Here is a 24167-nt window from a genome sequence, read left to right on the forward strand (position 1 = left end):
TTCTTTGGCGATGGCTCTCGTTTCGCGCCGCTCAGTCCTTGGCTAGGGTCACCGGATACTTTCATCAACAAGCAGTGCTCGAATGCATCAAGACGTCTCGATAGACACCCCGCTCGTTCGCCGGCTGATTACCGCGCAGTTTCCGCACTGGGCGGACCTGCCGGTGGAACCTGTCGAGCCGGGCGGCTGGGACAATCGCACCTTCCGTCTCGGCGACGACATGTCGGTGCGCCTGCCGAGCGCGGCGTCCTATGCCGCGCAGGTCGAGAAGGAGCAGCGCTGGCTACCCCGGCTCGCGCCGCATCTGCCGCTGCCGATCCCGGTGCCGCGGGCCAAGGGTGTGCCCGGGCAAGACTATCCCTGGTCCTGGTCGGTCTATGGCTGGCTGCGCGGCCAGCCGGCAGGGAACGGCGGGATTGCCGATCCCACCCAGTTCGCCCGCTCGCTGGCCGATTTTCTGCTCGCCCTCTACCGCATCGATGCCAAGGATGGCCCGCCGGCGGGGCAACACAATTTCCATCGCGGCGGCCGGCTTGCGGTCTACGACGCCGAGACCCGCACCGCACTGTCGGCACTGACCGGGTGCATCGACACGGCTACCGCGCAAGAGGTTTGGGCAAGTGCGCTTGGCTCCGAATGGCAGCGTCCGCCGGTCTGGGTCCATGGCGACGTCGCTTCAGGCAATCTGCTGGTCGAGGACGGAAGCCTCTGCGGCGTCATCGATTTCGGCAGTTCGGCCGTCGGCGATCCCGCCTGCGACCTGGTGATCGCCTGGACGGAGTTTTCCGGGGAGAGCCGGCAAGCCTTCCGCGATGCGCTCGCCCTCGATGAGCAGACCTGGGCGCGCGCTCGAGGCTGGGCCCTTTGGAAAGCTCTCATCACCGCTTCCGGCCATGACGGCAACCAGCGCGAGGCGGAAAAATCCTGGACGGTCATCGACGAGGTGCTGGCCGACCATCGGCGGGTTTATCGTCGATAAACCGACTTGGTCACGCAGGAGAACTTTCGCCGCGATCAGGCTACGCGCCATACCACATGCGCCGGAGCAGCCCGTCACGCCGAATGAACTGGTGGTAGAGCGCCGCTCCGGCGTGGAACACTAGCAGCGCCACCAGCACGAAGGCGCCGAAGCCATGCGGCGCACGCGGCGGATAGTCGGTGAAATTCGGCAACGTCGCGTTGCTCTGGCCGAAGATCACCGGGGCAGCACCGCTCAGGACCATCATGCCGATGCCGCTGGCGGCCATGCCGAGAATGATAATGTAGGATAATGTAGAAAGTGACATGCACAAGGCGTGCGATGCGTTCCTGCCAGGTTGGCGATCCTTGCGCGGGAAGCGGCCGCAGATCGAAGCGCCACCACCAGGCAATGCGGAACGCCGTCAGCAGCAAGACCACGGTCGCCACCGGAATGTGGAAACGAAGGAGGTCGGTCTTCGCAGCCGCATCCATCGCATTGGCGGCCCTGAAGCCGGAGCCGAGCAGGGCCAGGATCAGGATGGCGCTCAGCCAGTGAATGGACACCGCTACGGTGCCGTAGCGGTCAGCTCTGCTCTTCTGCATCCATGTCTCCTTCGAGTTTCCGGCGCAGCGCCGTGATCACGGCGTGCATTGTGTTGAGATCCCTGACCACGAGCCCGTCGGCGAGCCTGTTCACCCAGGGCGCCTGCAGGCGCATGGCTGCGTCGAAGGCCTGTCTTCCCTTGTCGGTCAGAACGACGAGTTGCGCCCGCTGGTGATGCGGGTTGGCCCCGAACGCGACGAGCCCTTCCTTGTGCAGGTCGTTGACGATGCGCTGCACGTTCTGGCGATTGGCGCCGAGATCGCGTGCCAGCCAGGCGACTGGCTGCGGCCGCTCGGCGATGACGATGGCGCCGAGGACCTGCCAGCGGGCGCTGGTCAGGCCGAGGCCGGCAACCAGCCTGTCTCCGGCAGCGAGCATTCGGCTGTTGAGCCTGAACAGGTCGAGAACGAGATCGTTCAAGGCGTCACCGGCCGGGGTTCGAATGGGTTCGCTCATTTGTCATCCTATATCGTGATTGACATCATAGTGTCAAGTTGGTATGTATGCATCATAACAGAGTGACAGCATAACACCACTTAGACGGAGCCTTATGATGACTGCGATACGCCCAATGGACCCTGCCTTCCCCATCGACCGTCAGGTCGCGATCGACGCCAGCGCCGTCGTGCTGGTCAATCTTTTCACGCTCGACAAGGCCGACGAGCAGACCTTCCTCCAGGTGTGGCAGGACGATGCCGCCTTTATGAAGCAGCAGCCGGGCTTCATCTCGACCCAGCTCCACCGCGCGATCGGCGACAGCCCGACCTATTTGAACTATGCCGTGTGGGAAACGACCGCCGCCTTCCGCGCCGCCTTCACCCATCCGCAGTTCAGGGCCAAGATCTCGGCCTATCCGTCCTCGGCTGTCGCGTCCCCGCATCTGTTCCAGAAGGTCGCGGTGCCCGGTATCTGTGTCGCCTAGCAACAACGGACGTGAAGCCGTGGTACCGGCTTCCACGTCCGTCTGTCATCCAGCTGTCACAAGGTCGCGTTAGGCATCCTTAAATCCGGATTTATGGATATATGGATGGACAAGGAAGCAGCTCTTCGCGCATTGGCGGCGCTGGGCCAAGACACGCGCCTCGAAGTCTTCCGGCTGCTGGTGCGCACCGGGACAGGCGGTTTGCCCGCCGGCGATATCGCTGCGCGGCTCGACATCGTCCAGAACACCATGTCGGCGCATCTGAAGGTGCTCGACCATGCCGGGCTGGTCAGTGCCGAGCGCGAGGGCCGCAGCATCCGCTATGCACCGGATATGACCGGCTTTCGCGACCTGCTCGCCTATCTGATGGAGGATTGCTGCAACGGCGCTCCGGAGCTCTGCCAGCCCATCATCCAGGCGGTGACCTGCAAATGTTAGAGCATGATCCCGAACCGAAGGACCGTTTTCGAAAAAGATCATGGTCAGACAAGAAGATAGGGAGGAATTGATGAGCGATCAGATCTACAACGTCTTGTTTCTCTGCACCGGCAATTCGGCGCGCTCGATCCTCGCCGAGGCGATCCTCAACCGGGTCGGCGCCGGCAGGTTCAAGGCCTATTCCGCCGGCTCGCATCCCAAGGGCGAGGTCCATCCATTCACGCTGCAGCTCTTGAAGACGCTCAACCACGACACCTCCTTTGCCCGTTCGAAGGACTGGGAAGAATTTGCGGTCTCCGGCGCACCAGAGATGAATTTCGTCTTCACCGTCTGCGACAACGCCGCCAATGAATCCTGTCCGGTTTGGCCGGGCCAGCCGATGACCGCGCATTGGGGCGTGCCCGACCCCGCCGAAGTCGAGGGCACCGATGCGGAAAGGCATCTGGCCTTCGCCGAAGCCTACCGCATGCTCAACAACCGCATCTCGATCTTCGTCAGCCTGCCGATGAGCACCGTCGGCAAACTGGCCTTGCAGAAGCGGCTGGATGAGATCGGCCGCGATCTGCCAAGGGCCGGCTGAGCATGACCCTCGATCTGCCCCGCCGTCTCGTCGCCGAAGCCCTCGGCACCGCGATGCTGGTCGCCGCCGTCATCGGTTCGGGCATCATGGCCGACCGGCTCACCGACGATGTGGCATTGGCCCTGCTCGGCAACACCATCCCGACCGGCGCCATTCTGGTGGTGCTGATCACCATTCTTGGGCCGGTCTCCGGCGCCCATTTCAACCCGGCGGTGACGCTGGTGTTCGGGTTGCGCCGGGAGATCGAAACCAAGGCTGCATTGGCCTATGTCCTGGCCCAGATCGCCGGCGGCATTGCAGGCACGCTGATCGCGCACGCCATGTTCGGTCTGCCCCTGGTCGAGCTTTCCACCACCGTGCGAAGCGGCACGGGGCAGTGGATCGCCGAACTGGTCGCCAGTTTCGGCCTCGTCTTCACCATCCTTGCCGGTCTGCGCGCCCGTCCGGACTCGATCCCGTGGCTGGTCGGTCTCTACATCACCGCAGCCTACTGGTTCACCGCTTCGACCTCCTTTGCCAATCCGGCCGTCGCCGTCGCGCGCGCCTTCTCCAACACCTTTGCCGGCATCCGGCCGCTCGATGTCCCGGCCTTCATCGTCGCCGAGCTTGCCGGCGCGCTGCTGGCCATGGCGCTGGCCGGCTGGCTGCTTGCCGAACCGAAACCGTTGCCTCAGATGAGACCCACCGCATGACCATCACCATCTATCACAACCCTCAATGCGGCACCTCGCGCAACACGCTGGCCATCATCCGCCAGTCCGGCGAGGAGCCGGAGGTGATCGAATATCTGAAGAACCCGCCGTCGAGGGAAAAGCTCATCGAACTGATCGCCGCCATGGCAATGACGCCGCGCCAGCTATTGCGCGAGAGCGGCACGCCCTATGCCGAGCTGAACCTCGGCGATGCCAAATGGAGCGACGACGAGATCCTCGATTTCATGCTGGCGCACCCGATCCTGATCAACCGGCCGATCGTGGTGACGCCGCTCGGCGCCATGCTGGCGCGGCCGTCGGAAGCTGTTCTCGACATCCTGCCCAATCCGGATATCGGCCCTTTCACCAAGGAGGACGGCGAGGTGGTGATCGGCGCCGACGGCAAGCGGGTCGTCTGAGCCTATTTCGAATTTCTTCGAAATTCGGTTGACGACCGGCTGATTCTGGGCGTACGGATATTTCCATGAAACTCGAACAAGCAGCAAAACAGCTCGAGGCGCTGGGCAACCCGACGCGGTTGAAACTCTACCGCATCCTGGTCCGGGCCGGCGAGGCGGGCAAGCCGGTGGGCACTCTGCAGGAAAATCTGGGCATTGCCGCCTCGACGCTGTCGCATCATTTGCACCGCCTCATCCTGACCGGCCTTGTCTCGCAGGAGCGGCAGGCGACGACGCTGATCTGCCGCGCCAACTATCCGATCATGCGGGATCTGGTCGGCTTCCTCGCCGACGAATGCTGCGCCGATGCCGCCAGCAATCCCGCCGCGGGAGAGGCGGCGGCATAATTTTTTGCCTTATATTTCGATAGTCCCGGAATTATGGAAGGTAGCAAAATGAACAAGCATAACGATCTTCCGGTAGCAGTCATCGGTGCCGGCCCTGTCGGCCTGGCGGCAGCCGTCCATCTGCTTCGCCAGGGCCTGCCAGTGAAGCTCTACGAGGCCGGCGGCGACATTGCCACCAACCTTCGCGATTGGGGCCATGTCAGGATTTTTACGCCCTGGCGCTATTGTGTCGATCGGGCGGCGAGGGAGTTGCTGGAAGAGCATGCCTGGAACATGCCTGATCCCGAGGCGTTTCCCACCGCCAATGAGCTTGTCGATCTCTATCTCGAGCCGCTGGCGAAACTCCCCGAGTTGGCGCCGGTGATCGAAACCGGCGCTCGAATTGTCGGCATCTCGCGCTGGGGCGCTGACAAGGTGCGGAGCAGGGGGCGTGAGGCACGGCCCTTCATGCTGGTGGTCGAGACTGCCAATGGCACCAGGCGTGAAGGTGCCCGCGCCGTCATCGATGCTTCGGGCACATGGCAGTCGCCGAACCCGCTCGGTGCCGGCGGCCTCGCGGCCGAGGGCGAGATGGAATTCGCCGATCGCATCGCTTACGGCATCCCCGATATTCTCGGTCGCGACCGCAGCGTTTACGCCGGCCGCACCACGCTGGTCGCCGGCTCCGGCCATTCGGCGGCCAATGCCTTGCTCGATCTCGCCAGGCTGGCGGATGCCGAACCTGGAACAGCGTCCATCTGGACGGCTCGCGGCACCGACCTCGTGCGCATCTATGGCGGCGGCGATGCCGACCAGTTGCCGGCGCGTGGTGAGCTTGGCGCCGATGCGCGCGAACTTGCCGAAAGCGGTCGCGTCACGCTTGTCACCGGTTTTGCCACCGTGGCCATTCGCGACGAAGGCGGTCGCCTGATCGTCGAGGGCGAGACGGAAGACGGCTTGCGGCGGATCGGCCCGGTCGACCGCATCATCGCCGCCACCGGGCAACGGCCCGACCTCACGCTGACAAGGGAGCTTCGGCTCGATCTCGATCCATGGCTGGAAAGCGTCAAGGCGTTGGGGCCGCTCATCGATCCCAACGAGCATTCCTGCGGCGACGTGCCCCCGCACGGTCACCGCGAACTCAGCCATCCCGAGGCAGATTTCTATACGGTCGGCATCAAGAGCTACGGCCGGGCGCCGACTTTCCTGCTTTTGACCGGTTACGAACAGGTGCGCTCGGTCGCGGCCGCTTTGGCAGGCGACACCGCGTCCGCCGATGCTATGCGACTGGTCCTGCCCGAGACCGGCGTCTGCGTGGTGCCGGGATCGCTCGCCTCGGCCGAAAGCGCGTCTGACGGCTGCTGCGGCGGCCCGGCGCCGCAAGAGGTGGATGCGTGCTGCGTCGCCGATGTCGAGGCGAAGACTGCCGGCAAGAGTGGCTGCGGCTGCGGCGTCGCCGCATGAGCATTGCGTCGGGCATGCGTAGCCGCGGCACGATCATCACCGTGCTTGGGCTGACGCAGATCATGGCGTGGGGCTCTTCCTACTATTTGCCGGCGGTCATTGCGCCGAAAGTGGCCGCAGAGACCGGTTGGCCGCTGGCTTGGGTGGTCGGCGGCCTGTCGCTCGGGCTTCTGGTCGCCGGCTTGATCTCGCCGCGAGTCGGCTCCTCGATCGAACGTCATGGCGGCCGCAATGTGCTTGCTTTCAGCGCCGTCTGCATCGGCGTCGGCCAGATCGGCCTGGCGGCGGCGCCGACCGTTGCGGCCTATGTCGGCGCGTGGCTCGTGATCGGGCTCGGCATGGGGGCTGGGCTCTATGACGCGGCCTTCGCGACGCTTGGCCGCCTGTACGGCCACAGCGCGCGTTCGGCGATCACCACCTTGACCCTGTTCGGCGGCTTCGCCAGCACCGTCTGCTGGCCGATTTCCGCCTTCCTGATGGCCGAGATCGGCTGGCGCGGCGCCTGCCTCGTCTACGCGGCGGTGCAACTGCTTGTCGCTCTGCCGCTCTATCTCGCGCTGCTGCCGCGCGGGGTGCCACCGCGCGGCAGCAGAACCGAAGCGGAAGGAAACGCCAAACGCGCGCCTGTGGGTGATCCGTCCTTGGCGCTGATGATCGTGCTCGCCGCCACCATCACGCTTGCCGCGGTGATCTCCTCGACGATGTCGGTGCATCTGCTGGCGATTCTGCAGGCCGGCGGCCTGGCGCTTGCCGCCGCCGTCGGCCTTGGCGCCCTGGTCGGCCCGTTCCAGGTGACGGCACGCGCCATCGAAATGATGATCGCGCGCTACCATCATCCCATCTGGACCAAGCTTGCTTCGGCGAGTTTCGTCGCCATAGGCATCTCTGCACTCTGGATCGGCATGCCGGCCGTGCCGGTGGCGCTCGGCTTTTACGGCGCCGGCATCGGCCTTGAATCGATTGCGCGCGGCACCTTGCCGCTCGCATTGTTCGGTCCGTCGGGCTACGCGAAATTGATGGGTCGCCTGGCCATGCCGAGCCTGATCGCCCAGGCCGCCGCGCCGTCGATGGGCGCGGTGCTGATGCAATGGACGGGAGCGCAAGGCACGCTCGCCGTACTTGGCGGCCTTGCGCTGCTCAACGTCGTGCTGGCGTTCGGCCTGCGCTGGTTGTTGGGCCGCAACAGGGGCATTCTGCTGCAGCCGGGGTAGCCGATCGCTCGAGAACGCGCGGTGAAGGCGCCAGCCCGATCCGGACTCCACAAGCCACTACATCAGGGACGCGGTCGCCAGACGACTGGTCGCGACGTTCGGCTTCTTGTCGCCTACGTACTCAACGTTCGTGTCGATGAGCCGGTCGCTGTCGATCCCGGCCGCGGTCAAAATATCCACGATCGCCTTCACGCGCTTCTTGGCCAGTTCCTTGTTTTTCTTTGCGGCGCTGGAGCCGGTGAATTCCTTGGCAGCCAGGCCCGTCAGTTCGACATTGCAGCGCGAGTCTCGGATGCTGGCGGCAAACTTGTCGAGGTCGTCCTTGATCTGCCGTGAAATCACGGAGGACTGGTTGTAGAAAAAGAGGTTAATCTGGACAGGGTCGCGCTTCTCATACTGCCGGCACGATATCCCTTGCTTCGGGAGAGTGTATAGGATGGCGCTCCGCGCCGTGTTGGTGTCGGCGGCGCCGTCGTCGACCCAATGCGAAAGCGCCAGCACCATCTCCGGCTTGACGCCTTGCGCCTTGAGAAAGTCGCCGGTCGCACTCAGCCTGCGGCCGGCAATGTCGTAGGCCTTGTCGTAGCCACCTTCCTTGCTCGCCGTTGCATAAAGCCTATAGCCGCAATCGTGCCCGGCCTCCTTGATGAAAGCCGTCAGCGCGTTCGCGGCTTCGTCCGATATCTTGCCGTCTCCCTTCTTGAACAGGACACGGAACGAATTCCACTGGGTGCATTTAGGGCCAACATCAGGTTCCTGGGCGGCCGCTCCGAAAGACAAGATGCTCCCGGCAACGACTATAAATGCCAGGACAAGACTGAATGACATCTTCATTTTCAAGGCGCCTGCTGTGCACATACTGAACCTACTGCCGTTCCCATGATTTCGACAGGTTAGAGCAATTCCAGGAAAAGTGTGTAACGGTTTTCCTTTGGAATTGCGTAAAAACAAACATCCAGGTCTGCACCGTCGACGATGCCGTCCTCAGTCCCACACCAGCAGCAGCTTGCGCCAAAAGGCGTTGGATGGCATCGGCTTCGAGCCGCGCGGCAGCCGGATGGCCAGATAGATCGTCAGCCATTTGCGATCGATCTCCCGGATTGAAACCTTCAAATCATGCAGCTCGAAAGGTTTCGAAACCCGCGTCCATCCGGAGAACGCCAAGACACCGACCGGGGCATCGCCTTTCCATACGAGCTTTTCTTCCTGCCTGCCCAGCGCCATGGCGAACTCGAATGGAGACGCTTCCTCATGAGCGATCTCTACTGTTGCTATGACACTTCTGGCGAAGGCCGGGAAAGCAGAGTTGAGGGCGGCAACAACCGGGCCATGCGTACTCGGTCGCAGGAATATGCCGCCATTGTCGCCGGCGACAAGCAACGCCGGCAGATCGGAGGGATGGTCGGTCACCAGCGTCGAATGCTTCAGCTCGTCACTGGTCATTCGGCGCATGCGTCGGCGTTGCTGCGGCGCGCCGAGGCGCGGACGCCTCGCGCCGGTCGAAACGGCATGGCGGATCTGGATGCCCGAAAAGCCGCCGAGCACCCGTGCATTCGGGAGGCTGCCGCCGCACCTGACCGCGAGCAGCAGATCGCGCCTGTCGGTCGCCGGCGAACTGACAGTCGCCATGATCTCGCGCGACTCGTGCGCTCGGCTGACATCGGCCCAGCCGCTTCCGCCATCACTCTCAAGGAGTTGGGCGAGATTGCCGAAGGTCTGGCTTTCCGCATCCACGATGGCGAGCTGAAACTGCGCACGACCGGTCAGTTCCTCATCGAGGTAAATCCAACAGGTCGCGCCAGTGACGCCCGGCGGGCAGACGCCCTTCAGCAAAGCCATGCTGATATTGCTGCCCTTGGCTTCGAGAAACAGCTGGTCCGGCGATTGCTCGACATAGCTCAGCAGGGCCGGATCGTCATCGGGATACGAGCCGATATGAGCCAGGCGCAGGGGTTCGGCGGAGAGATACTGCTCGCGGTAGAGCGAGGAATGCAACTCCGGCACGGTTTCCTCGGCCGCTGCGTTGAGCATTTCGACGACACCCAGGGTGAAGTCGGGGCGCCCGGCATGGGCGAGCAGCGAAACTGCGGTATCCGCCCTGCCTTCGCGTGCCGCGATCTCGGCCAGCAGCTGCATCGCGTCCGCGCTGTTGGGGGAAACTGCGCTCAACCGGAGATATCGTTCGTCCTTGACCCGAAGCTCCAGATTCCAGAGGTTGAGTTCTTTCTCATGATTGGCGGTGTTCGAGCTGATGCCGAGTTGCACGAACATGTCCGTATTCGCGAACTTGTGCTTTCGGAAGACGTTGATGATCGGCTTGCGGTTCCGCAGCCACTCGGCATTTCGGTTCATGCCGGTCGGCGATGAGCGATACCAATAGAGGGGCTCCGGGACGGTGACAATCTCCAGGCCGGCTTGGTCCGCGCGGAGGAAGAATTCCCAATCGCTGGCCGAAAAGCCTCGCTCCTCGTTGAGGTAGCCTATCTTGTCGAAAACCTCGCGCCGGAACATCGCGTTGGCATCGCCATACGGATTGGTGATCAGGGCGATGTCCGTAGGTCCGCCGACCGGAAAATAGAGCATGTAACCGCTCTTCGTATCCGGCGGCACGAAAGGTTCGTTGAGCCACTTGGCGAAGGTCGTGCAGATATCGGCACCGGACTTTTGCATGCCGGCAACGAAGGCACTGACGGCGTTCGGGAACAGCACGTTGTCGTCGTCCAGGAACAGGATCAGCGAACCCTTGGCCGCGCGGATTCCGGTGTTGCGCGCCTTGCCGAGGAAGCCGTTCTTCTGCCGGATGATCCGCCAGCCGCGCTGCACGAACTCCGGCTCGATCTCGGCCAGCAACTGGACGGCAGCTGGATCGGTGCTGCCGTCGTCAACGAGGACCAGTTCGATGTTTGGGTAATCTTGGCGCCGAACCGAGGCAATCGCCTGGGGCAGCAGGCTGGCGCGATTGTAGTGCGCCGTAATGATTGAAACGAGCGGTGGCCGGCTCCGGCTTCGGCCTGGGGCCTTGGCGGGTTCCCTGCGGAATTTCGCGTGCAGCCTGCTCCAGGCTTTTTCACGCACGTCCCGTTTGTGCAGCGGCCTGGCCGGGCCGAACGATCGGCTTTCCAGCACTGACGCAATCTTGGCCGCGATGGCCGACGCGGACGCCTCCATCATGATGGCATCGGCCGATCTCGGATGGAGCACGTCGCGAACGCTGCCGACATCCGTCGCGACAAACGGGATCTCCTCATCGAGGCATGTCACCACATCGAGCGGAAGCTGAGCAGCCGTGTGCGTAATCGCCACCAGTGCATGGCTCTGCCGGAGATATCTGAAGATCTCGGGTTCGTCTCGAATGGGCAGGAGCTTCAGCTTGAACGGCCACTGCTGCGCCCGGCGAACGATCATGCCGCCCGAATGTTCGCCCAGCACATGACCGAACGCGCCGACGACGGTCACCGCCAGGTCGGCCACGCCGCTGTCGGCCAGGCGGTCGAGCGCATCGCAAAACAGCGTCAGTCCGCCGCGCGCCTCCGTGCCCGAGAAATGAACAATTTCGGCTGTCGGCCGCTCGCGCGGCCGGTAATGATCGACGGCGAAGTTCGAACGCCACTCCTCAGGCTCAAGCGGCGCGGCAATGTGACGGCTGGCGGGCAGTTTCCATCCCGCCTTGGTCATCCAGTCGAGCAGGGACTGGCCGGTGACGACAAGATGGTCGCAGGTCTCGGCCGACGTCTTTTCCATGTGCGCGACGGTCATCTGGTCCTTCTGCTCGACCGCGCGGGCATTGGCCTCCAGCTTCCACATGAGCGGCTCATGGGCGAGCACGACGATCGCAGGCGGAGCGGGAAAAACGCCCGTCCGCTTGGCGACGGTGGGGAAATGCGCCAGGCCGCCCTCGAGCGAAAAATAGACGACGTCGAAATCATTCTGCTTGAGGTAGTGGTAGACGGCGACCGAGTTCTTGTCGCTCGCCTCATTGCCGCGCAGCAACTGGGGCGATGGCGGCAGCAATTCGAGCCGCACCAGGAAATTGTCGAAGCACCATTTGCCCAGCCTGGCGATCTCGTTCGCATCAGGCTGGCTGCCGAGCGGGCTCGGCACCCAGAGCAGGGTCACGGTGTCGCCGGTTCTCGCCAGATGCTGCGCCAGCGCGTAGCTTGCCGACCCGGGATCGGCAGTCACCGTCGAGCCGAACTCAACCTCCGAAACGATACACACGTTGCGAGGCTTCTGATTTGCTTGTCGCTTGCCCTTGGGCGTCGCGCCTGCCTTAGAACCAACGCTCAATCAGTCCCCCGATTAGTCCGTCTGTCAGCCTGCCCCGCTCGAAACAGTCTTGCCAACAGTTGGATAACACTTTGATAATTGTCTTGCGGGCATAACGCACGTGTCTTTCGCGCGCAAACGGATTGAAGACGTTCGGATGATTGGCCTTCTACCCCCAAGACATCTCGCGCGGCTGGATGATCGGCAGATCGACATAGCCGATGGCGAGATCCTGTGCTTTGTCGGCCTGCGCAACGAAGCGACGTTGTTGCCGCATATCCTCGACCACTACCGCGGCCTTGGCGTCGACCGCTTTTTCTTCCTGGACAATGGTTCGACGGACGGCACCCGTGAGCTGATCCTGGAACAGCCGGACAGCCACTGCTTCCACACCGAGGGATCGCATTTCGCCGAGAACATCGATCCGCCGCGATGGATCAACACGCTCATGAACGTCTTCGGCACCGGCCATTGGTGCCTTTCGGTCGACGCCGACGAGCTTCTCGTCTATCCCGATCTTGGGCGGGTAAACCTGCGCCAGCTTTGCAGCTATCTCGACTCGACCGGCGCCGAAGCCGTGATCGGCTCGATGATCGACATGTATGCCGACGGCCCGCTGGCCGAATACAGCTATGACGGCACGAAACCGCTCATCGAGGCTTCACCCTACTTCGATCCGGAGCCCGGATGGCTGCGAGCCCGCGACGGCTTGTATCCGCCGGAGCAGATGTTCGGTGGCGTGCGGGAACGCGTTTTCTGGCACGGCCGGTTCAAGCAGACGTTTCCCCCGTGCCTGACGAAGGTGCCGATCGTGCGATGGGGGCGGGGCACGCACTACCACGTGGCGCAGCACACGATCAGCAAGGTCCGGTTCAGCGAACTGCGCGTCGCGTTGCTTCACTTCAAGTTCGTCTGGGGGTTCCGCCAAAAGTCGGCGTCGTCGCTGAGCGAGAACACGCAACTGAAGGAAAAGACGCTCGAGGAGCGCGCCGCTTACATGGAAGCGCTGGAGCGCGATCCGAAACTGGCGCTCCGCAACCATCGGTCTGTGCGCTATCGCGGCGACGCCGCGCAGCTCGTCGATCTCGGCTGGATGAGAACCTCGGATCGCTATGCCGAATTTGTGTCGAGCCTGACTGCGCGGCGCCTTGACGGCGACGCGACCACCTGACTGCCAAAACGGGAAGACGCAGCTAAGACCTATCCGCCGTAGCGGCCGCCGCCATCGCCACCGTTTCCATTCCCACCTTCCGCCGCAAACTGGGACAGGCTGTTGAGCGCAAGCGCCTTACAGGCCGTCGGAGCATTCGGATAACGGTGCAGATAGTCCTCGAGCGCCTCGATGGTGCCGACCTTAAGCGCCTGCTCGCAAGCAAGCTCGGCCTCCTTGACGGGAGCAACCGCCAATTGCGCCTGCGCCACGTTGGAAAAAGCAACGCTGACGCCCAGAACACTAAGTCCACCCAACAGTAGCGATTGGATTTTACGCATTACACACCCCTTCCACTTCGAACCCCATAGCCCCTTGATAATATTAGTTGTTAGTAATTTGTCAACCATAACAGCGGCCAAGCAGCCGTTCTCTTGGGGAATGGTTAACGGGTCTCGGGGCCTGCTCGCCCGCTGGATTGCTATCCGCTGAGCGTCAGCTTTCGAAAGAAGGCATTGGTCGGAAAACCATTGGGCGTCGCCGCAAAACGCACCGCAAGAACGATAGAAAGCGGCATCTTGCGCCTGGCGTGAAGCATCACCACCAGGGGGTGGCGCACGAATTTGTCTTTCACGGTGATCCACCCCGAAAAGGCAATCGTTTGGGCGGCGATGTCCTGCTGCCAGTCTATGGTTCGATCGGGGCGGGCGAGAGCCAGGGCGAAGTCCATTGCCGGTGCGTCGGCATGCGCGACTTCGACGATTGCTTCTATCTTGCGGAAGAAGGGCGGAAAATGATGATCAAGCGATGCGGCGACCGCACCCTCCAGATGCGGACGCAGGAACACTCCACCGCCATCCGGTGCGACCAGCAGCAAGGGGAGAGGCGAGGGGCGCGGTGTGAGCAGCCGTGCGCCCCTCAACATGTCGAAGCCGAGAGTGTTCGAGCCGACATCTGCGCTGTCCGGGTCACGGCGCTCATCGGCTTGGGGGCGTCCAAGCAAGGTGGCTGCCGTGTCGGGGCGACCGACCGATGCGGCAATGGCGGCAAGTTTCGCCATGGCGGCATCGCTGTTCGGCTCGACGTCGCAGAGCTCCAGATATTTCCGATTGGCGGGTGTATACTTCAGGTTTTCGCGCGCGCTTTCGATCTCGGATTGCGCCGTATTCTGGGCGATGGCCAACTTGTAGAGCTGCCCCAGATCACCGAATTGGCTTGACTTGAACGCTTCCATGACGGGGAGGCGATTGTCGTACCAATTCGACGTCCGGAACATTCCGTCAGGCTTCGAGCGGTACCAGTAGAGCGGTTTTGGAATAGGCCTGAGCTTGAGCCCGGCAAGCGAGGCTCGCGCAAAGAATTCCCAGTCGTGCATGGCGTAGCCCGGTTGCTCGATCCAGAACCCGATCTGTGCAAAGACGGATCGACGCACCATCGCATTGGCATCGCCATAGACATTGTGGATCAGGCCAAGCGTGTCGGGACCACCCAATGGCAAATACTGGATCAGCCCATCGGCCCGGTCCCCGGGCACGAAATCCTCATAGAAGATCAGTTGGAACGCGGTGCAGATGTCCGCGCCTGAAATTGCCATGGCGCGCACGAAATGCTCGACAGCCTCCGGAAACAGCGCGTTGTCATCGTCGACGAACAGGATCAGCTCGCCATGCGCGGCACGGATGCCGGCATTTCGCGCCGCGCCGAGATGCCGCTGCGGCCGCCGCAGGATCTTCCATCCGCGCTGACGGAAGGTCGGCTCCAACACATCCAGCAGTCGCCTGGCTTCGTCTAGGTCGCTTCCGTCGTCGACCAGCACCAGCTCCAGCTGATCGTAGGTTTGCGCTTCGATCGCCGCGATCGCCTGTTTCAGATAGAGCGGCCGGTTGCGATGGGCCATGACGATCGAGACCAGCGGTGACGATCCGGCGCCTTTATGGATGCGCCTCCGCTTGGCCGGCGTCGGCACATTGCGCGTATCCAGCCATGACTGACGGCATTGGCCGAGGCTGTCGATCGGCAATGGGCGAGGGGGATCCTTGAGCGCCGCCAGGATCGCCTGCGCCAAAGCGGCAGCGTCGGCATCGACCAGTCGCGGTTGCCTTGCCTGTGGCTTCCAGGTCTCGGCGTGCGCGCCGACATTGGTTGCAACGAATGGCAATCCCGCTTCGATACATGCGGCGACGGCTCCGCCGGTCGATGCGGCTCGGGCGGGTATGACGGCAAGCGCGCCGGCGCGCGTGGCGTAGTCGAGCTTTGCCGCAAGGTTCGCGCGCGGCACCATGTTGAGCTTGAACGGCCACCGCTCGGCGCGTCGCAGAAGCAGGCCGCCACTGTGCTCGCCCATGATCTTTCCGAATGGTCCGAATGCGGTGACCGTCAGGCCTTTGGGCGCCGTCGGCGCCAGGATGTCCAATGCATCGCACAACAGCGTCATGCCATCGCGAAGGTGCCATCCGGCAAAGGCGACAAGTTCTTTTGAGCTTTGTTTCCCGACCGACGATCGCACGCCTGCCTGGTCGATCCGATCCTGGAGCAGCGGCGTCACCACCGCCTTCTTCACCTTCCAATCTTTCGACAACATCCACTTGCGCAGTGCGGCAGACGCGCAGATCGTGCGATCAGCCATCTCCGCGCAATATTTCTCCATGTAGGTCACGGCAATTGCGTCGGTGCTTCCCATGAACGCCCTGTCGGCTTCATGCGCCCATTCCAGCGGCGCCTGGGCAATGACCACAACCGGCGGAGCGGCAAAGGCCCCGGTCTCGACCGCCAGCAGCGTATAGTAGGGCAATCCGCCCTCGAGGGGCGCGTAGACCAGATCGTGGCCGGACCGTTCGAGGTAGTGCAGCAGCGCAGCGGACTGGCTCTCGGGCGTCGCCAGCGAAGGAAGCAGCTGATCGGACCTGTCGAGCACTTCCAGTCGGACGGAGGCTGCCTCAAACTCACGGTGACGCGCTGCCACCTCCTCGGAGGAAGGCACATCGCTCCCCGGAACCCATAGCAGGGTGACCTCGTCACCGTCCCCGGCGAAAAGCCTGGCCAGTTCCGCCGTGGCTGTGTCGTCGTCGCCAGGCCCGATCGCCCGCGTCACGACACAGACACGGCGAGGCCTGCCTTGCGGCTCCAACGGCCTCCGCTCCTTGCCACCAACGGCCATCGAAGTTCCTCTGATCCAATTCCGCCGAACGCGCTTCCGCAGCGCGGTCCATCGACAATGATGCCTGCGCCGGGTTTACTTTTCAGTGATCATCCTTCAGCGCCATTGGTAAACCAAATCGTCAAGCAGGTTCTAAAACACCTGTACAATCAATCGACTGTTACAACTTTAGCGATGCGGAATAATCAATCTTTACGCCTCCCGGCTAGGCATTGACGGCATAGCAGGAGGCGCAAATGAAAACGACAATGAAGTTTCTCGGCGCGCTCGGTTTGATGGGCGCACTGGTCTCGGCAAGCACTGCAGGTGAATTGCTGCGCCCAAGCATCAAGCTCGGCACTGCCAACGTCAAGACGATCAGCGGCGATCGCGGCGGCTATGTGATCGACTATGCCATCCGTGTGCTGAAAATGCGCCGCAGCGGCGGCTTTGTGCGCTTCAACGGCGCGTGCGACTCGGCCTGCACCCTGTACCTGGCCATGCCCAAGGGCAAAGTGTGTGTCACACAGAGGGCGTCGTTCGGCTTCCATCTGCCCTATGGCGCTGGGGCGCGGGGCAACCAGGTAGCCGCGAATTTCATGATGAAGAACTACCCGGGCTGGGTTCGCAGCTGGATCGCGAAGCGCGGTGGGCTCAAGGGCTCCATCGCGACCATGACATACGCGGATGCCAGCCGCTATTTGCCGACCTGTCCGTCCGAACAGCGTGTGGCCATCGCAAACCTGGGTCCGACACGCCTGCGTGGCGGCTGATCGCAAGAGCCGGTGCTGAAAAGTATCGCGACGGCGGGTGCGCTCGATAGCGCCCGCCGTTGTTGATTCATCTGGCGGCTGAGAATTGAATGAACAGGTCATTTGTGTATTTTCGGGCGCGTCTTCGTTGTATCGGGGCCTGGTGCGAATGCAGTCTCGTCAAAAGTTCGTGCTGATCGCATCGCCAAGAACCGGTTCCCAGGCACTCAACCGCCATCTCAACCAGTATGACGGGATGGTGATGCACGGCGAGGTCTTCAATTCTGGTTTCGTCGGTCTGCGCCACGACTACCACGAGAAGATGAACCTGCCGCGGGAAAGCGTCGAGGTGCGGGATGCCGAACCCGAGCAGTTCATTGCGCGGATTTTCGACGATCCGGCGGCCCGCTTTGTCGGCTTTCACATTTTTCCCGAGCAGACGCGCCCCGCCATTCTTCCCGTGCTCGAAGATGAGAGCATCAAGAAGCTCTGGCTCTTCAGGAACCCGGTGGCATCCTTTGTTTCATTGCTTGAGGCCGAGGCTTCCGGAGTCTGGATTCTTCATGCCTCGGAACCGTTGCCAGCCGGCGTCTACCGGCAAAAAGTGCATTTCGACATCGATCGGTTCAATGAGTATCTCCGCGACCTGAACCTGTTCCGAACCAAGATCAAATCCGTCCTGTTCGAAACCGGGCAGCCGTATTTCCCGATCCACTATAGTGATATCGCCGACCCTCTGGTTGGCAACGCGATCATAGCCTATCTCGGCGGCGACCAGCGCCTGGACCATTTCGAGATCGATATCGTGAAGCCACCACCGCGCCCGTTTGTCGAGCGCATCGAAAATTACTGGGAATTCACCGCTTATTTCAGAGCCATTTCTTCGGAAGCTCTATACGCGTTCGGGTGAAGTCCGGGCGGCGACGTCCATCGGCGAGGCCACGATCGTCGCGCATGTCTTGTCGCCCATGTCTTGCGGTGTCGGAAATTCGCCGGCTTTCCAATTCTTGCAGAGGCTTGAACCTGCCGACGGCCGCAAAAACACATCGGCATTCAACGCATTCGGTTAACCAGTTCTCAAGAGACGTGGTTAACGAACACTTGATTTTGTTGACTCTTTTCTAGCTCGGGCGGATTCTGGCAGCGGGGTTTGAACCTACCGGTCGTGAATTGGCCGGAGCGCAAACTGGCGGCGGGTATTTGTATGAACATCGGCGGCAGCATGGGGTCGGCGAGCCGACCTGAGAGCGGCTTGACGCAATCGAAGGCGGGCAGGTCTTTGTCGCCAGATATGCGCTTCCGGCGCATGTGCCTGCAGATTATCTGCACGGCCCTGTTGTCGTGGTTGCTTCTGGGTGCCTATCGAAGCGCCATCGTCGATCCGCAGACAACGATCCAGGGCCTTCTGGCGTCCATTCCAAAGGGGCTGGCAGCAAGCTACTACGATCTGATCGTCATTGCCTCGCTGACCGCTGTGGCCGTGTTCCTGCTTTTCCTGGCAAAGGCCAGCCGCCTCGCTTCCACCGTCGTCGCCTTCCTGTTCTACCTTGTCATCCTGGTGTCACTCGGCTGGGGATTTGCCAACATCAATCTCGTCAAGATGCTGGGCGAGCCATTCACGTTCCAGTGGCTGGTCTATGGCGACTTCCTCCAGAATGCCGACGCCAGGAACGCCATGGGCGATGCGCTCAACATCCGGGACTTCGCGATCGTTTCCGGGTCCATCATTCTGGTCCTCGTTCTTGGCTACGCCGCGGCCCGAATGTGTCTGCGCCTGAGCGCCACCGGCCACAGGGTCTTTCTGGGTGCGCTCGTCCTGGGTGTCGGCGCGGCGTTGGTCGGTACTGGATACCACGTGCGCGCGGAGGCGCTGCCGGCGGCCAAGATAGACAATCCGATCCTGTATTTCGTTGAATCGGCCCTGCTCAGTCCGACGCCAGTCGTGCTGACCATGAACGCTTCCACCAACGACCCGGATGTCGCCAGCGTCGGTGAGCGTCCGCCGGAAACGTCGAGCTTCAAGGCGCCGACGCCAAACCCGATCAAGAACGTGCTGATCTTCATGATGGAGTCGGTTCCGTCCAAATATATCGAGACGTTTGGCGGCCAATATCCCGTCACTCCAAACATAAAGAGCTACGCAGGGGACTCCATCCGATTTGACAATATATACGCGCATGCGCCTTCCACGCATTACTCGATATTTTCTCTGCTCACCTCGATGTACAACGACATTTCATACTATGGCATGACCACCAGGTATCCCTACCTGCCGCTGGATTCGATCTCCAATACGCTCTCCGCACACAGCTTTCGCACCGGGTTTTTCTGGAGCGCGGATTCCCGCTTCCAGCGGGTCGATGAGTTTCTGCTGAACAAGGGGCTGGACACGATTCAGGATTACCGGGGGCAGAAATGCACCACGCCGACCTTCAAGCTCAGCTCCGAGCAGTGGAAGAACATGGACTACAACAGTGATCTCTGCACGGCGCGGTCGATCATTGACTGGATGAACAAGGATTCGGGAAATCCTTTCTTCGGCATCATGTTCACGGCGATGACCCACTATCCTTACATCACCGACAGCCCGATGTTTTCGAAGATGGCGCCTTCCAGCCACGACAACGGGCTGGTCCACTACTCGGATGATGAAAAATTCAATGCCTACCTCAACGCCCTGAAGGTCGGCGACGCGGCGCTTGGCGAGATCCTTGAATCGCTGAAGCAGTCCGGCAAGCTCGATTCGACGCTTGTCGTCATACTGGGCGACCACGGCGAGGCGTTCGGGGAGCACGGCGACTATGTTCATGCCAGCGCGATCTACGATGAGAACGTCCACATTCCGCTCATCATGATCAACAAGCATCTTTTCCATGACGAGGTCGCGCATCCGGTCGGCGGCATCGTCGATGTCGCCCCGACCATCTTCGACATACTCGGACTTCCGCTGCCGAAGCAGTGGCAGGGGCGCAGCCTGTTCAGCCAGCAACGGCCGAACAAGACCTTCTTCTTCAATCCCTGGGCTGGTTTCCTGTTCGGCTACCGCGAGAATGATCGAAAGGTCATCTTCAACGCCACCACCGGCAAGGTCGAGGAGTATGACCTCAAGGCCGATCCCCAGGAACGAACCAACCTGTTCAAGGTCGATGCGGGCGACCGCAGCGCACTGCTGCAGCCCATCGCCGGATGGGTGCAGTCGCAGCGGCTGCGCGTGGCCAACCTGGTCGCGGAGGCGGCGAAAGACGCTGGGCGTTGCACCGTCACCAGCCTGGAGATCGACGCTGCCGGCACCGAATTCCAGGGGCCGCCGCGCCTGGACGTTCTCGTCGACGGCAAGCCCGTGGCCCAGATTGCCGTTTCGGGCAGGCAGAGCAAGGCCGTAACGCCCGACGAGATCGGTGCGGAGCTGCAGGCGGCGTCGGCCGATGCGCAGCCATTCTTTGTCGACCTCAGCGCGGTGCCGAGCCCGCATTTCATCGAGCTTCGTTTTGCCAATGATCTGTGGGCGGGGCAGGGCAACGCGGGCGATCGCAACCTGTTCATCAAGAGCATCAAGGTGAACGGTCAGTTGGTGCCAAACAGCAGGCTGCACGTCGACAAGGAAACGACAGGTCGCACTGACGGCAGCGGGACCAGCATGTACAACAGTGGCTCGCTATGGATCAACGGCCCCTTCGTTGAGGGATGCGTGTAGAACTGGGCACACCTGAAGCGCGTCGAACGGACCGCGTTTTGAGGCGCACAGCAAAACAATCGATCGCATTTTAATAGTATCCGGCGCAGCGGCGAAGGGCGGTGCTCACCACGCCGTTTGCCTGAATCTTAACAAGCGTCGTCTAATATCTCGCGGAAGGAAAGGGCTGTTCACACGGCGCAAAAGGCGATCAGCGTGAATCTGTCGCCGCTCGCCCTGGATCTGTGGCCCGAGCGGCTTCGGCCAGCGCTCGAGCTACCGTTCACGTTACTGATTTCAGCCGGGGGCACGAGCCGGGGGGGCGCGAGCCGGGGGCAAGAGGTTGGCGCAGGCTCTGCCCGCTACCTCTTGCCCTCCGGTCGCCATTCCTGGCGATACCAATCGACGAAATTCCGCAAACCTTCCTCGATCGGCACCTTCGGCTTGAAGCCGAAATCCCGCTCCAGCGCACTGGTGTCGGCATAGGTCTTCTCGACCTCGCCGGCCTGCATGGGCTCGTTGTGGCGTATCGCCTTGACCCCGAGCAAGCTTTCCAGCGTGTCGATGAAACGACCGAGATGGACGGGCTGGCTGTTGCCGATATTGTAGAGGGCGTGCCCGCCGATTGGCGGCTTGTCGAGGACGGCGACGACGCCGTCGACGATGTCGTCGACATAGGTGAAGTCGCGCCACATCTCGCCATGGTTGAAGACCCGGATCGGCGTGCCCGCAAGCATCGCCTCGGTGAAGATCCAGCTCGCCATGTCGGGCCGGCCCCACGGGCCGTAGACGGTGAAGAAGCGCAGGCCGGTCTGCGGCAGGCCGAACAGATGCGAATAGGTCGAGCTCATCAGCTCGTCGGCCTTCTTGGTCGCGGCGTAGATCGACACCGGGTCGTCGACGCGGTCGCCCTCCGAAAACGGCACCTTGGTGTTGCCGCCATAGACCGAGCTCGACGAGGCGTACACGAGGTGCTCGATGTCGGGCGCGGCCCGGCAGAGTTCGAGAATTTCCAGATGGCCGGCAATGTTGGCGTGGATGTAGGCGCGCGGATTTTCCAGCGAATAGCGCACGCCCGCCTGGGCTGCCAGATGCACGATCTTGCGGACCGGCCGCTTGCCAAGCACCGCGGCCAGGACGCCCGGTTCGGCAACGTCCAGCTCGTGGAACGAAAATCCCGTCCTGCCGGAAAGCCGGGCGAGCCTTGCTACCTTCAGCGCCGGATCGTAATAGGCGTTCATGTTGTCGACGCCGACGACCTCGTCGCCGCGGTCCAGAAGCCGCTGGCAGACATGACTGCCGATGAAGCCCGCGGCACCGGTCACAACTATGGACATAGAACCCCCCAGAGCTTGCGATCAGGTCACCGGCTGGGGCGATACCAGCCGTCGCCTTCATTTTCACCGGGCGCCGATTGCGGACGCGCGACATAGGCCGACGACCCGTTCGCCTCGTGATAGACGCGCGCCAGCATTTCCGCCAGCACGCCCGACGTCACCATCTGCACCCCGGCGATGAGCAGGAAGAAGCCGGTGAACAGCATCGGGCGCGTTCCGATGTCCTGGCCGAAAAACAGCTTCAGGCCGAACAGATAGGTAAGGATCAGTGAGCCCAGCGCGCCCAGCACGATGCCGATGCCGCCGAAGAAATGCCCGGGCCGCGTGCGATAGCGCATGAAGAAATACATGAAGACCAGATCGAGCACGACCCTGAAGGTGCGCGAAATGCCGTACTTGGACTGGCCGTGTATCCGCGCATGGTGCGTCACCACTTCCTGCGCGATGCGCCGTGGTGTCGTCACCGTGGCGAGCCAGGCCGGGATGAAGCGGTGCATCTCGCCATAGAGCCTGACGCTGCGGATGACGTTGCCGCGATAGACCTTGAGGCTGCAGCCATAGTCCTTGAGGCGCACGCCGGTGACGCGCGCAATCAGCGAGTTGGCGATGCGCGAAGGCAGCCTGCGCATCAAGAGCCCTTCCTGGCGGTCCTTGCGCCAGCCGACCACCAGGTCGAGATCCTCGGTCAGCAGGCGATAGACCATGCGCGGGATGTCGAAGGGGTCGTTCTGCAGGTCGCCGTCGATCGTGGCGATGACCTCGCCGCGCGCCGCGTCCATGCCGGCCTGCATCGCCGCCGTCTGCTTGTAGTTGCGCACCAGCTCGACCGCATGCACATGCGGGCCGTAGTGCGCCGCCAGGCGCTTGATCTCGCCTGGCGTCGCGTCGGTGCTGCCGTCGTCCACCAGCACCACCTCCCACGGTTGGCTGTAATGCTCCATCGCCTGGTGAATGCGCGCCAGCAGCGGCTCGACGTTTTCGGCCTCGTTGTACATGGGAACGACGATCGACAGCGTGTGCTCCGGCATGACCGCGCCCTCGGGCAGTCCCGAAGCGGGGATGGGCAATACATTCATGGCGATGACTTCCTTGCAGAGCCGACGGCCGGGTTTCCCGGCACGGTCGATTTCGAGGGAAACAGCCATGCGATCGCGCCTGTCGCGATGGCTGAGCAGAAGATGAACAGATGTAGTGCCAGCGCCGCCTGCAGGCCACTCCTGATGGCAATGCCGGAATAGAGCAGCGCCGCCGCCGCTCCCGCCTCATAGGTGCCGAAGCCGGCGACGCCTTGCACTGGAAGAATGGCTGCCGCCTCGGCGCCGACGGCCCCGGGAAAGGCGGTCTGGAAAGACGTGCCCAGCAGCATGGCCAGCAGCCAACCCTGCACGGCAAGCTTCAGCGCCCAGTTGGCGACCGTCCACCACCAGCCGTAGCGCGACCGCCCGGTCGCCTCGGTGAAAATGTCGCGCAGCATGCCGAGTTTCGCCACGATCCTGCCGCGTGCCGCCCAGTCATGCGGGGCGCGCGCCCATCGCGGCAGATACCAGGCGGCCGCGATCAGCGCCGCGATCCCCGCCGCCCTCAGCGCGGGATTGAGGCCCGGCCACACCAGGCAGGCGAGCACGCCAACGACGAAGGCGTCCTGCAGCCTGAACCACAGCAGCGAGGCGCTGGCGCGCATGAGCGGTATGCCGAAGACCTGCCGCAACAGCAGTGGAAAGGCGGTCTCGCCGCCGCGGAAGGGCACCACGTTGATCATGGCATTGTGGATCAGAATGACGCGCAGGCAGGCGCCGAAACGGCCGTTCACCTCGTCGCGGAACTCGTCGCAGACGCGCAGCGCCCGCAGCACATAGGTGACGAACAGCGCCAGCGCAACAGCCGCGAATGCGCCGGGTGTGATACTGGCGAAGGCATCGCCGACCATCTTCCCGCGCGAGTCGCTGGCGAGCCAGGCCAGCAGCGCCAGCGTCACGACAATCGAGACTATTCTTTTCAACCAATTCTCCGCCGCTTGCGCGGGCCTATGGTGCTCGGCGGCGCCGGACTCATTGTTTGCTGCACCCGTACCCCGCACCGCTCGTTTGTCGAGTGCGCGGGCAGATCCGCGGAAGCAACCGTGAGCCTCGACGTTTTCGGCCGCGTTGAAGTGTGGCGGTCTTATAGATCACCAGACTACGCGAATCCACCAACTTGGT

Annotated in this window: 22 protein-coding genes and 1 pseudogene; 13 read left to right on the top strand and 10 right to left on the bottom strand. The window is 62.5% G+C overall.

Features of this window, described 5'->3' with window-relative positions:
• Nucleotides 1-82: 82 nt before the first annotated feature.
• Nucleotides 83-979, top strand: a complete 897-nt coding sequence (locus A6B35_RS13460) for an aminoglycoside phosphotransferase family protein (protein ID WP_006202631.1) — start codon at nt 83-85, stop codon at nt 977-979.
• A gap of 40 nt (nt 980-1019) precedes the next feature.
• Here the strand turns inward: A6B35_RS13460 and A6B35_RS37160 are convergent, their stop codons facing one another.
• The 3 genes and pseudogenes from A6B35_RS37160 to A6B35_RS13470 all read right to left on the bottom strand — a co-directional run bounded on the left by A6B35_RS37160 (nt 1020) and on the right by A6B35_RS13470 (nt 2020).
• Nucleotides 1020-1286, bottom strand: coding sequence for a cytochrome b (locus tag A6B35_RS37160; protein ID WP_280110135.1), 267 nt, complete (start codon nt 1284-1286; stop codon nt 1020-1022).
• A 37-nt stretch (nt 1287-1323) separates the two neighbouring features.
• Nucleotides 1324-1563: pseudogene (locus A6B35_RS37165) on the bottom strand (cytochrome b/b6 domain-containing protein); the annotation flags it as partial.
• Entirely contained in the window at nt 1544-2020 is a 477-nt protein-coding gene (locus A6B35_RS13470) for a MarR family winged helix-turn-helix transcriptional regulator (RefSeq protein ID WP_006202630.1), read from the bottom strand. The gene A6B35_RS13470 and the pseudogene A6B35_RS37165, both read right to left, overlap by 20 nt.
• 97 nt (nt 2021-2117) lie before the next feature.
• Here A6B35_RS13470 and A6B35_RS13475 point away from each other — a divergent pair, with 97 nt between their 5' ends.
• The 8 genes from A6B35_RS13475 (at nt 2118) to A6B35_RS13510 (ending at nt 7655) form a co-directional block, all read left to right on the top strand.
• On the top strand, nt 2118-2486 hold the full coding sequence (locus A6B35_RS13475) for an antibiotic biosynthesis monooxygenase family protein (RefSeq protein ID WP_006202629.1): 369 nt from the start codon (nt 2118-2120) through the stop codon (nt 2484-2486).
• A 105-nt stretch (nt 2487-2591) separates the two neighbouring features.
• A complete protein-coding gene (locus A6B35_RS13480; protein ID WP_006202628.1) occupies nt 2592-2924 on the top strand; it encodes an ArsR/SmtB family transcription factor in 333 nt (110 codons plus the stop codon).
• A gap of 70 nt (nt 2925-2994) precedes the next feature.
• Entirely contained in the window at nt 2995-3504 is a 510-nt protein-coding gene (locus A6B35_RS13485; protein ID WP_006202627.1) for an arsenate reductase ArsC, read from the top strand.
• Between the two features lie 2 nt (nt 3505-3506).
• Nucleotides 3507-4196: an aquaporin gene (locus A6B35_RS13490; RefSeq protein WP_006202626.1), complete on the top strand. Its 690-nt coding sequence runs from the start codon at nt 3507-3509 to the stop codon at nt 4194-4196.
• The gene (gene arsC, locus A6B35_RS13495; protein WP_006202625.1) at nt 4193-4615 is read left to right on the top strand and encodes an arsenate reductase (glutaredoxin); all 423 of its coding nucleotides are present in this window, start codon (nt 4193-4195) and stop codon (nt 4613-4615) included. The genes A6B35_RS13490 and arsC overlap by 4 nt, the downstream gene beginning before the upstream one ends.
• Nucleotides 4616-4680: 65 nt before the next feature.
• On the top strand, nt 4681-5001 hold the full coding sequence (locus tag A6B35_RS13500; protein ID WP_006202624.1) for an ArsR/SmtB family transcription factor: 321 nt from the start codon (nt 4681-4683) through the stop codon (nt 4999-5001).
• A 48-nt stretch (nt 5002-5049) separates the two neighbouring features.
• On the top strand, nt 5050-6444 hold the full coding sequence (locus A6B35_RS13505; RefSeq protein WP_006202623.1) for an FAD-dependent oxidoreductase: 1395 nt from the start codon (nt 5050-5052) through the stop codon (nt 6442-6444).
• Complete coding sequence (locus A6B35_RS13510; protein ID WP_006202622.1) at nt 6441-7655, top strand: MFS transporter; 1215 nt, start codon at nt 6441-6443, stop codon at nt 7653-7655. The genes A6B35_RS13505 and A6B35_RS13510 overlap by 4 nt, the downstream gene beginning before the upstream one ends.
• A 57-nt stretch (nt 7656-7712) precedes the next feature.
• Here A6B35_RS13510 and A6B35_RS13515 read toward each other — a convergent pair whose 3' ends face one another.
• Nucleotides 7713-8489, bottom strand: a complete 777-nt coding sequence (locus A6B35_RS13515; RefSeq protein WP_006202621.1) for an OmpA family protein — start codon at nt 8487-8489, stop codon at nt 7713-7715.
• Nucleotides 8490-8639: 150 nt separating this feature from the next.
• The gene (locus A6B35_RS13520; protein ID WP_006202620.1) at nt 8640-11873 is read right to left on the bottom strand and encodes a DUF6212 domain-containing protein; all 3234 of its coding nucleotides are present in this window, start codon (nt 11871-11873) and stop codon (nt 8640-8642) included.
• Between the two features lie 205 nt (nt 11874-12078).
• Here A6B35_RS13520 and A6B35_RS13525 point away from each other — a divergent pair, with 205 nt between their 5' ends.
• The gene (locus tag A6B35_RS13525; protein ID WP_006202619.1) at nt 12079-13092 is read left to right on the top strand and encodes a glycosyltransferase family 2 protein; all 1014 of its coding nucleotides are present in this window, start codon (nt 12079-12081) and stop codon (nt 13090-13092) included.
• 29 nt (nt 13093-13121) lie between these two features.
• Here the strand turns inward: A6B35_RS13525 and A6B35_RS13530 are convergent, their stop codons facing one another.
• Entirely contained in the window at nt 13122-13412 is a 291-nt protein-coding gene (locus A6B35_RS13530) for a hypothetical protein (RefSeq protein ID WP_139032213.1), read from the bottom strand.
• A gap of 140 nt (nt 13413-13552) precedes the next feature.
• Nucleotides 13553-16228 carry a DUF6212 domain-containing protein gene (locus A6B35_RS13535; protein ID WP_006202617.1) on the bottom strand — a complete coding sequence of 892 codons (2676 nt, stop codon included), beginning with the start codon at nt 16226-16228 and terminating at the stop codon, nt 13553-13555.
• A 236-nt stretch (nt 16229-16464) separates the two neighbouring features.
• Here A6B35_RS13535 and A6B35_RS13540 point away from each other — a divergent pair, with 236 nt between their 5' ends.
• The 3 genes from A6B35_RS13540 (at nt 16465) to A6B35_RS13550 (ending at nt 20653) form a co-directional block, all read left to right on the top strand.
• Nucleotides 16465-16980 carry a hypothetical protein gene (locus A6B35_RS13540; protein ID WP_139032212.1) on the top strand — a complete coding sequence of 172 codons (516 nt, stop codon included), beginning with the start codon at nt 16465-16467 and terminating at the stop codon, nt 16978-16980.
• A gap of 85 nt (nt 16981-17065) precedes the next feature.
• A complete protein-coding gene (locus A6B35_RS13545) occupies nt 17066-17869 on the top strand; it encodes a hypothetical protein (protein ID WP_139032211.1) in 804 nt (267 codons plus the stop codon).
• Between the two features lie 765 nt (nt 17870-18634).
• Nucleotides 18635-20653: a sulfatase-like hydrolase/transferase gene (locus tag A6B35_RS13550; RefSeq protein ID WP_157999211.1), complete on the top strand. Its 2019-nt coding sequence runs from the start codon at nt 18635-18637 to the stop codon at nt 20651-20653.
• A gap of 341 nt (nt 20654-20994) precedes the next feature.
• On the opposite strand, the gene A6B35_RS13555 is transcribed toward A6B35_RS13550, so the two are convergent.
• Genes A6B35_RS13555 through A6B35_RS13565 form a run of 3 tightly spaced genes read right to left on the bottom strand, consistent with a single transcriptional unit; the run spans nt 20995 to nt 23968 of the window.
• Complete coding sequence (locus tag A6B35_RS13555; protein WP_006202612.1) at nt 20995-21969, bottom strand: NAD-dependent epimerase/dehydratase family protein; 975 nt, start codon at nt 21967-21969, stop codon at nt 20995-20997.
• A gap of 26 nt (nt 21970-21995) precedes the next feature.
• A complete protein-coding gene (locus A6B35_RS13560; RefSeq protein WP_006202611.1) occupies nt 21996-23045 on the bottom strand; it encodes a glycosyltransferase family 2 protein in 1050 nt (349 codons plus the stop codon).
• Nucleotides 23042-23968, bottom strand: coding sequence for a lysylphosphatidylglycerol synthase domain-containing protein (locus tag A6B35_RS13565; protein ID WP_006202610.1), 927 nt, complete (start codon nt 23966-23968; stop codon nt 23042-23044). Before A6B35_RS13565 ends, A6B35_RS13560 begins: the two co-directional genes overlap by 4 nt.
• Nucleotides 23969-24167 lie beyond the last annotated feature (199 nt).

Origin of the sequence: Mesorhizobium amorphae CCNWGS0123, assembly GCF_001686985.1 — a bacterium.
Classification (GTDB): domain Bacteria; phylum Pseudomonadota; class Alphaproteobacteria; order Rhizobiales; family Rhizobiaceae; genus Mesorhizobium; species Mesorhizobium amorphae.

Excerpts from the sequence above, each read along its gene's own strand:
- A6B35_RS13505 (WP_006202623.1), top strand. The coding sequence starts at position 5,050 with ATGAACAAGCATAACGATCTTCCGGTAGCAGTCATCGGTGCCGGCCCT.
- A6B35_RS13525 (WP_006202619.1), top strand. The coding sequence starts at position 12,079 with ATGATTGGCCTTCTACCCCCAAGACATCTCGCGCGGCTGGATGATCGG.
- A6B35_RS13535 (WP_006202617.1), bottom strand. The coding sequence starts at position 16,228 with ATGGCCGTTGGTGGCAAGGAGCGGAGGCCGTTGGAGCCGCAAGGCAGG.
- A6B35_RS37160 (WP_280110135.1), bottom strand. The coding sequence starts at position 1,286 with ATGTCACTTTCTACATTATCCTACATTATCATTCTCGGCATGGCCGCC.
- A6B35_RS13560 (WP_006202611.1), bottom strand. The coding sequence starts at position 23,045 with ATGAATGTATTGCCCATCCCCGCTTCGGGACTGCCCGAGGGCGCGGTC.
- A6B35_RS13485 (WP_006202627.1), top strand. The coding sequence starts at position 2,995 with ATGAGCGATCAGATCTACAACGTCTTGTTTCTCTGCACCGGCAATTCG.
- A6B35_RS13510 (WP_006202622.1), top strand. The coding sequence starts at position 6,441 with ATGAGCATTGCGTCGGGCATGCGTAGCCGCGGCACGATCATCACCGTG.
- A6B35_RS13460 (WP_006202631.1), top strand. The coding sequence starts at position 83 with ATGCATCAAGACGTCTCGATAGACACCCCGCTCGTTCGCCGGCTGATT.
- A6B35_RS13515 (WP_006202621.1), bottom strand. The coding sequence starts at position 8,489 with ATGAAGATGTCATTCAGTCTTGTCCTGGCATTTATAGTCGTTGCCGGG.
- A6B35_RS13530 (WP_139032213.1), bottom strand. The coding sequence starts at position 13,412 with ATGCGTAAAATCCAATCGCTACTGTTGGGTGGACTTAGTGTTCTGGGC.
- A6B35_RS13490 (WP_006202626.1), top strand. The coding sequence starts at position 3,507 with ATGACCCTCGATCTGCCCCGCCGTCTCGTCGCCGAAGCCCTCGGCACC.
- A6B35_RS13480 (WP_006202628.1), top strand. The coding sequence starts at position 2,592 with ATGGACAAGGAAGCAGCTCTTCGCGCATTGGCGGCGCTGGGCCAAGAC.
- A6B35_RS13475 (WP_006202629.1), top strand. The coding sequence starts at position 2,118 with ATGACTGCGATACGCCCAATGGACCCTGCCTTCCCCATCGACCGTCAG.
- A6B35_RS13555 (WP_006202612.1), bottom strand. The coding sequence starts at position 21,969 with ATGTCCATAGTTGTGACCGGTGCCGCGGGCTTCATCGGCAGTCATGTC.
- A6B35_RS13550 (WP_157999211.1), top strand. The coding sequence starts at position 18,635 with ATGGGCGATGCGCTCAACATCCGGGACTTCGCGATCGTTTCCGGGTCC.
- A6B35_RS13500 (WP_006202624.1), top strand. The coding sequence starts at position 4,681 with ATGAAACTCGAACAAGCAGCAAAACAGCTCGAGGCGCTGGGCAACCCG.
- A6B35_RS13540 (WP_139032212.1), top strand. The coding sequence starts at position 16,465 with ATGAAAACGACAATGAAGTTTCTCGGCGCGCTCGGTTTGATGGGCGCA.
- A6B35_RS13470 (WP_006202630.1), bottom strand. The coding sequence starts at position 2,020 with ATGAGCGAACCCATTCGAACCCCGGCCGGTGACGCCTTGAACGATCTC.
- arsC (WP_006202625.1), top strand. The coding sequence starts at position 4,193 with ATGACCATCACCATCTATCACAACCCTCAATGCGGCACCTCGCGCAAC.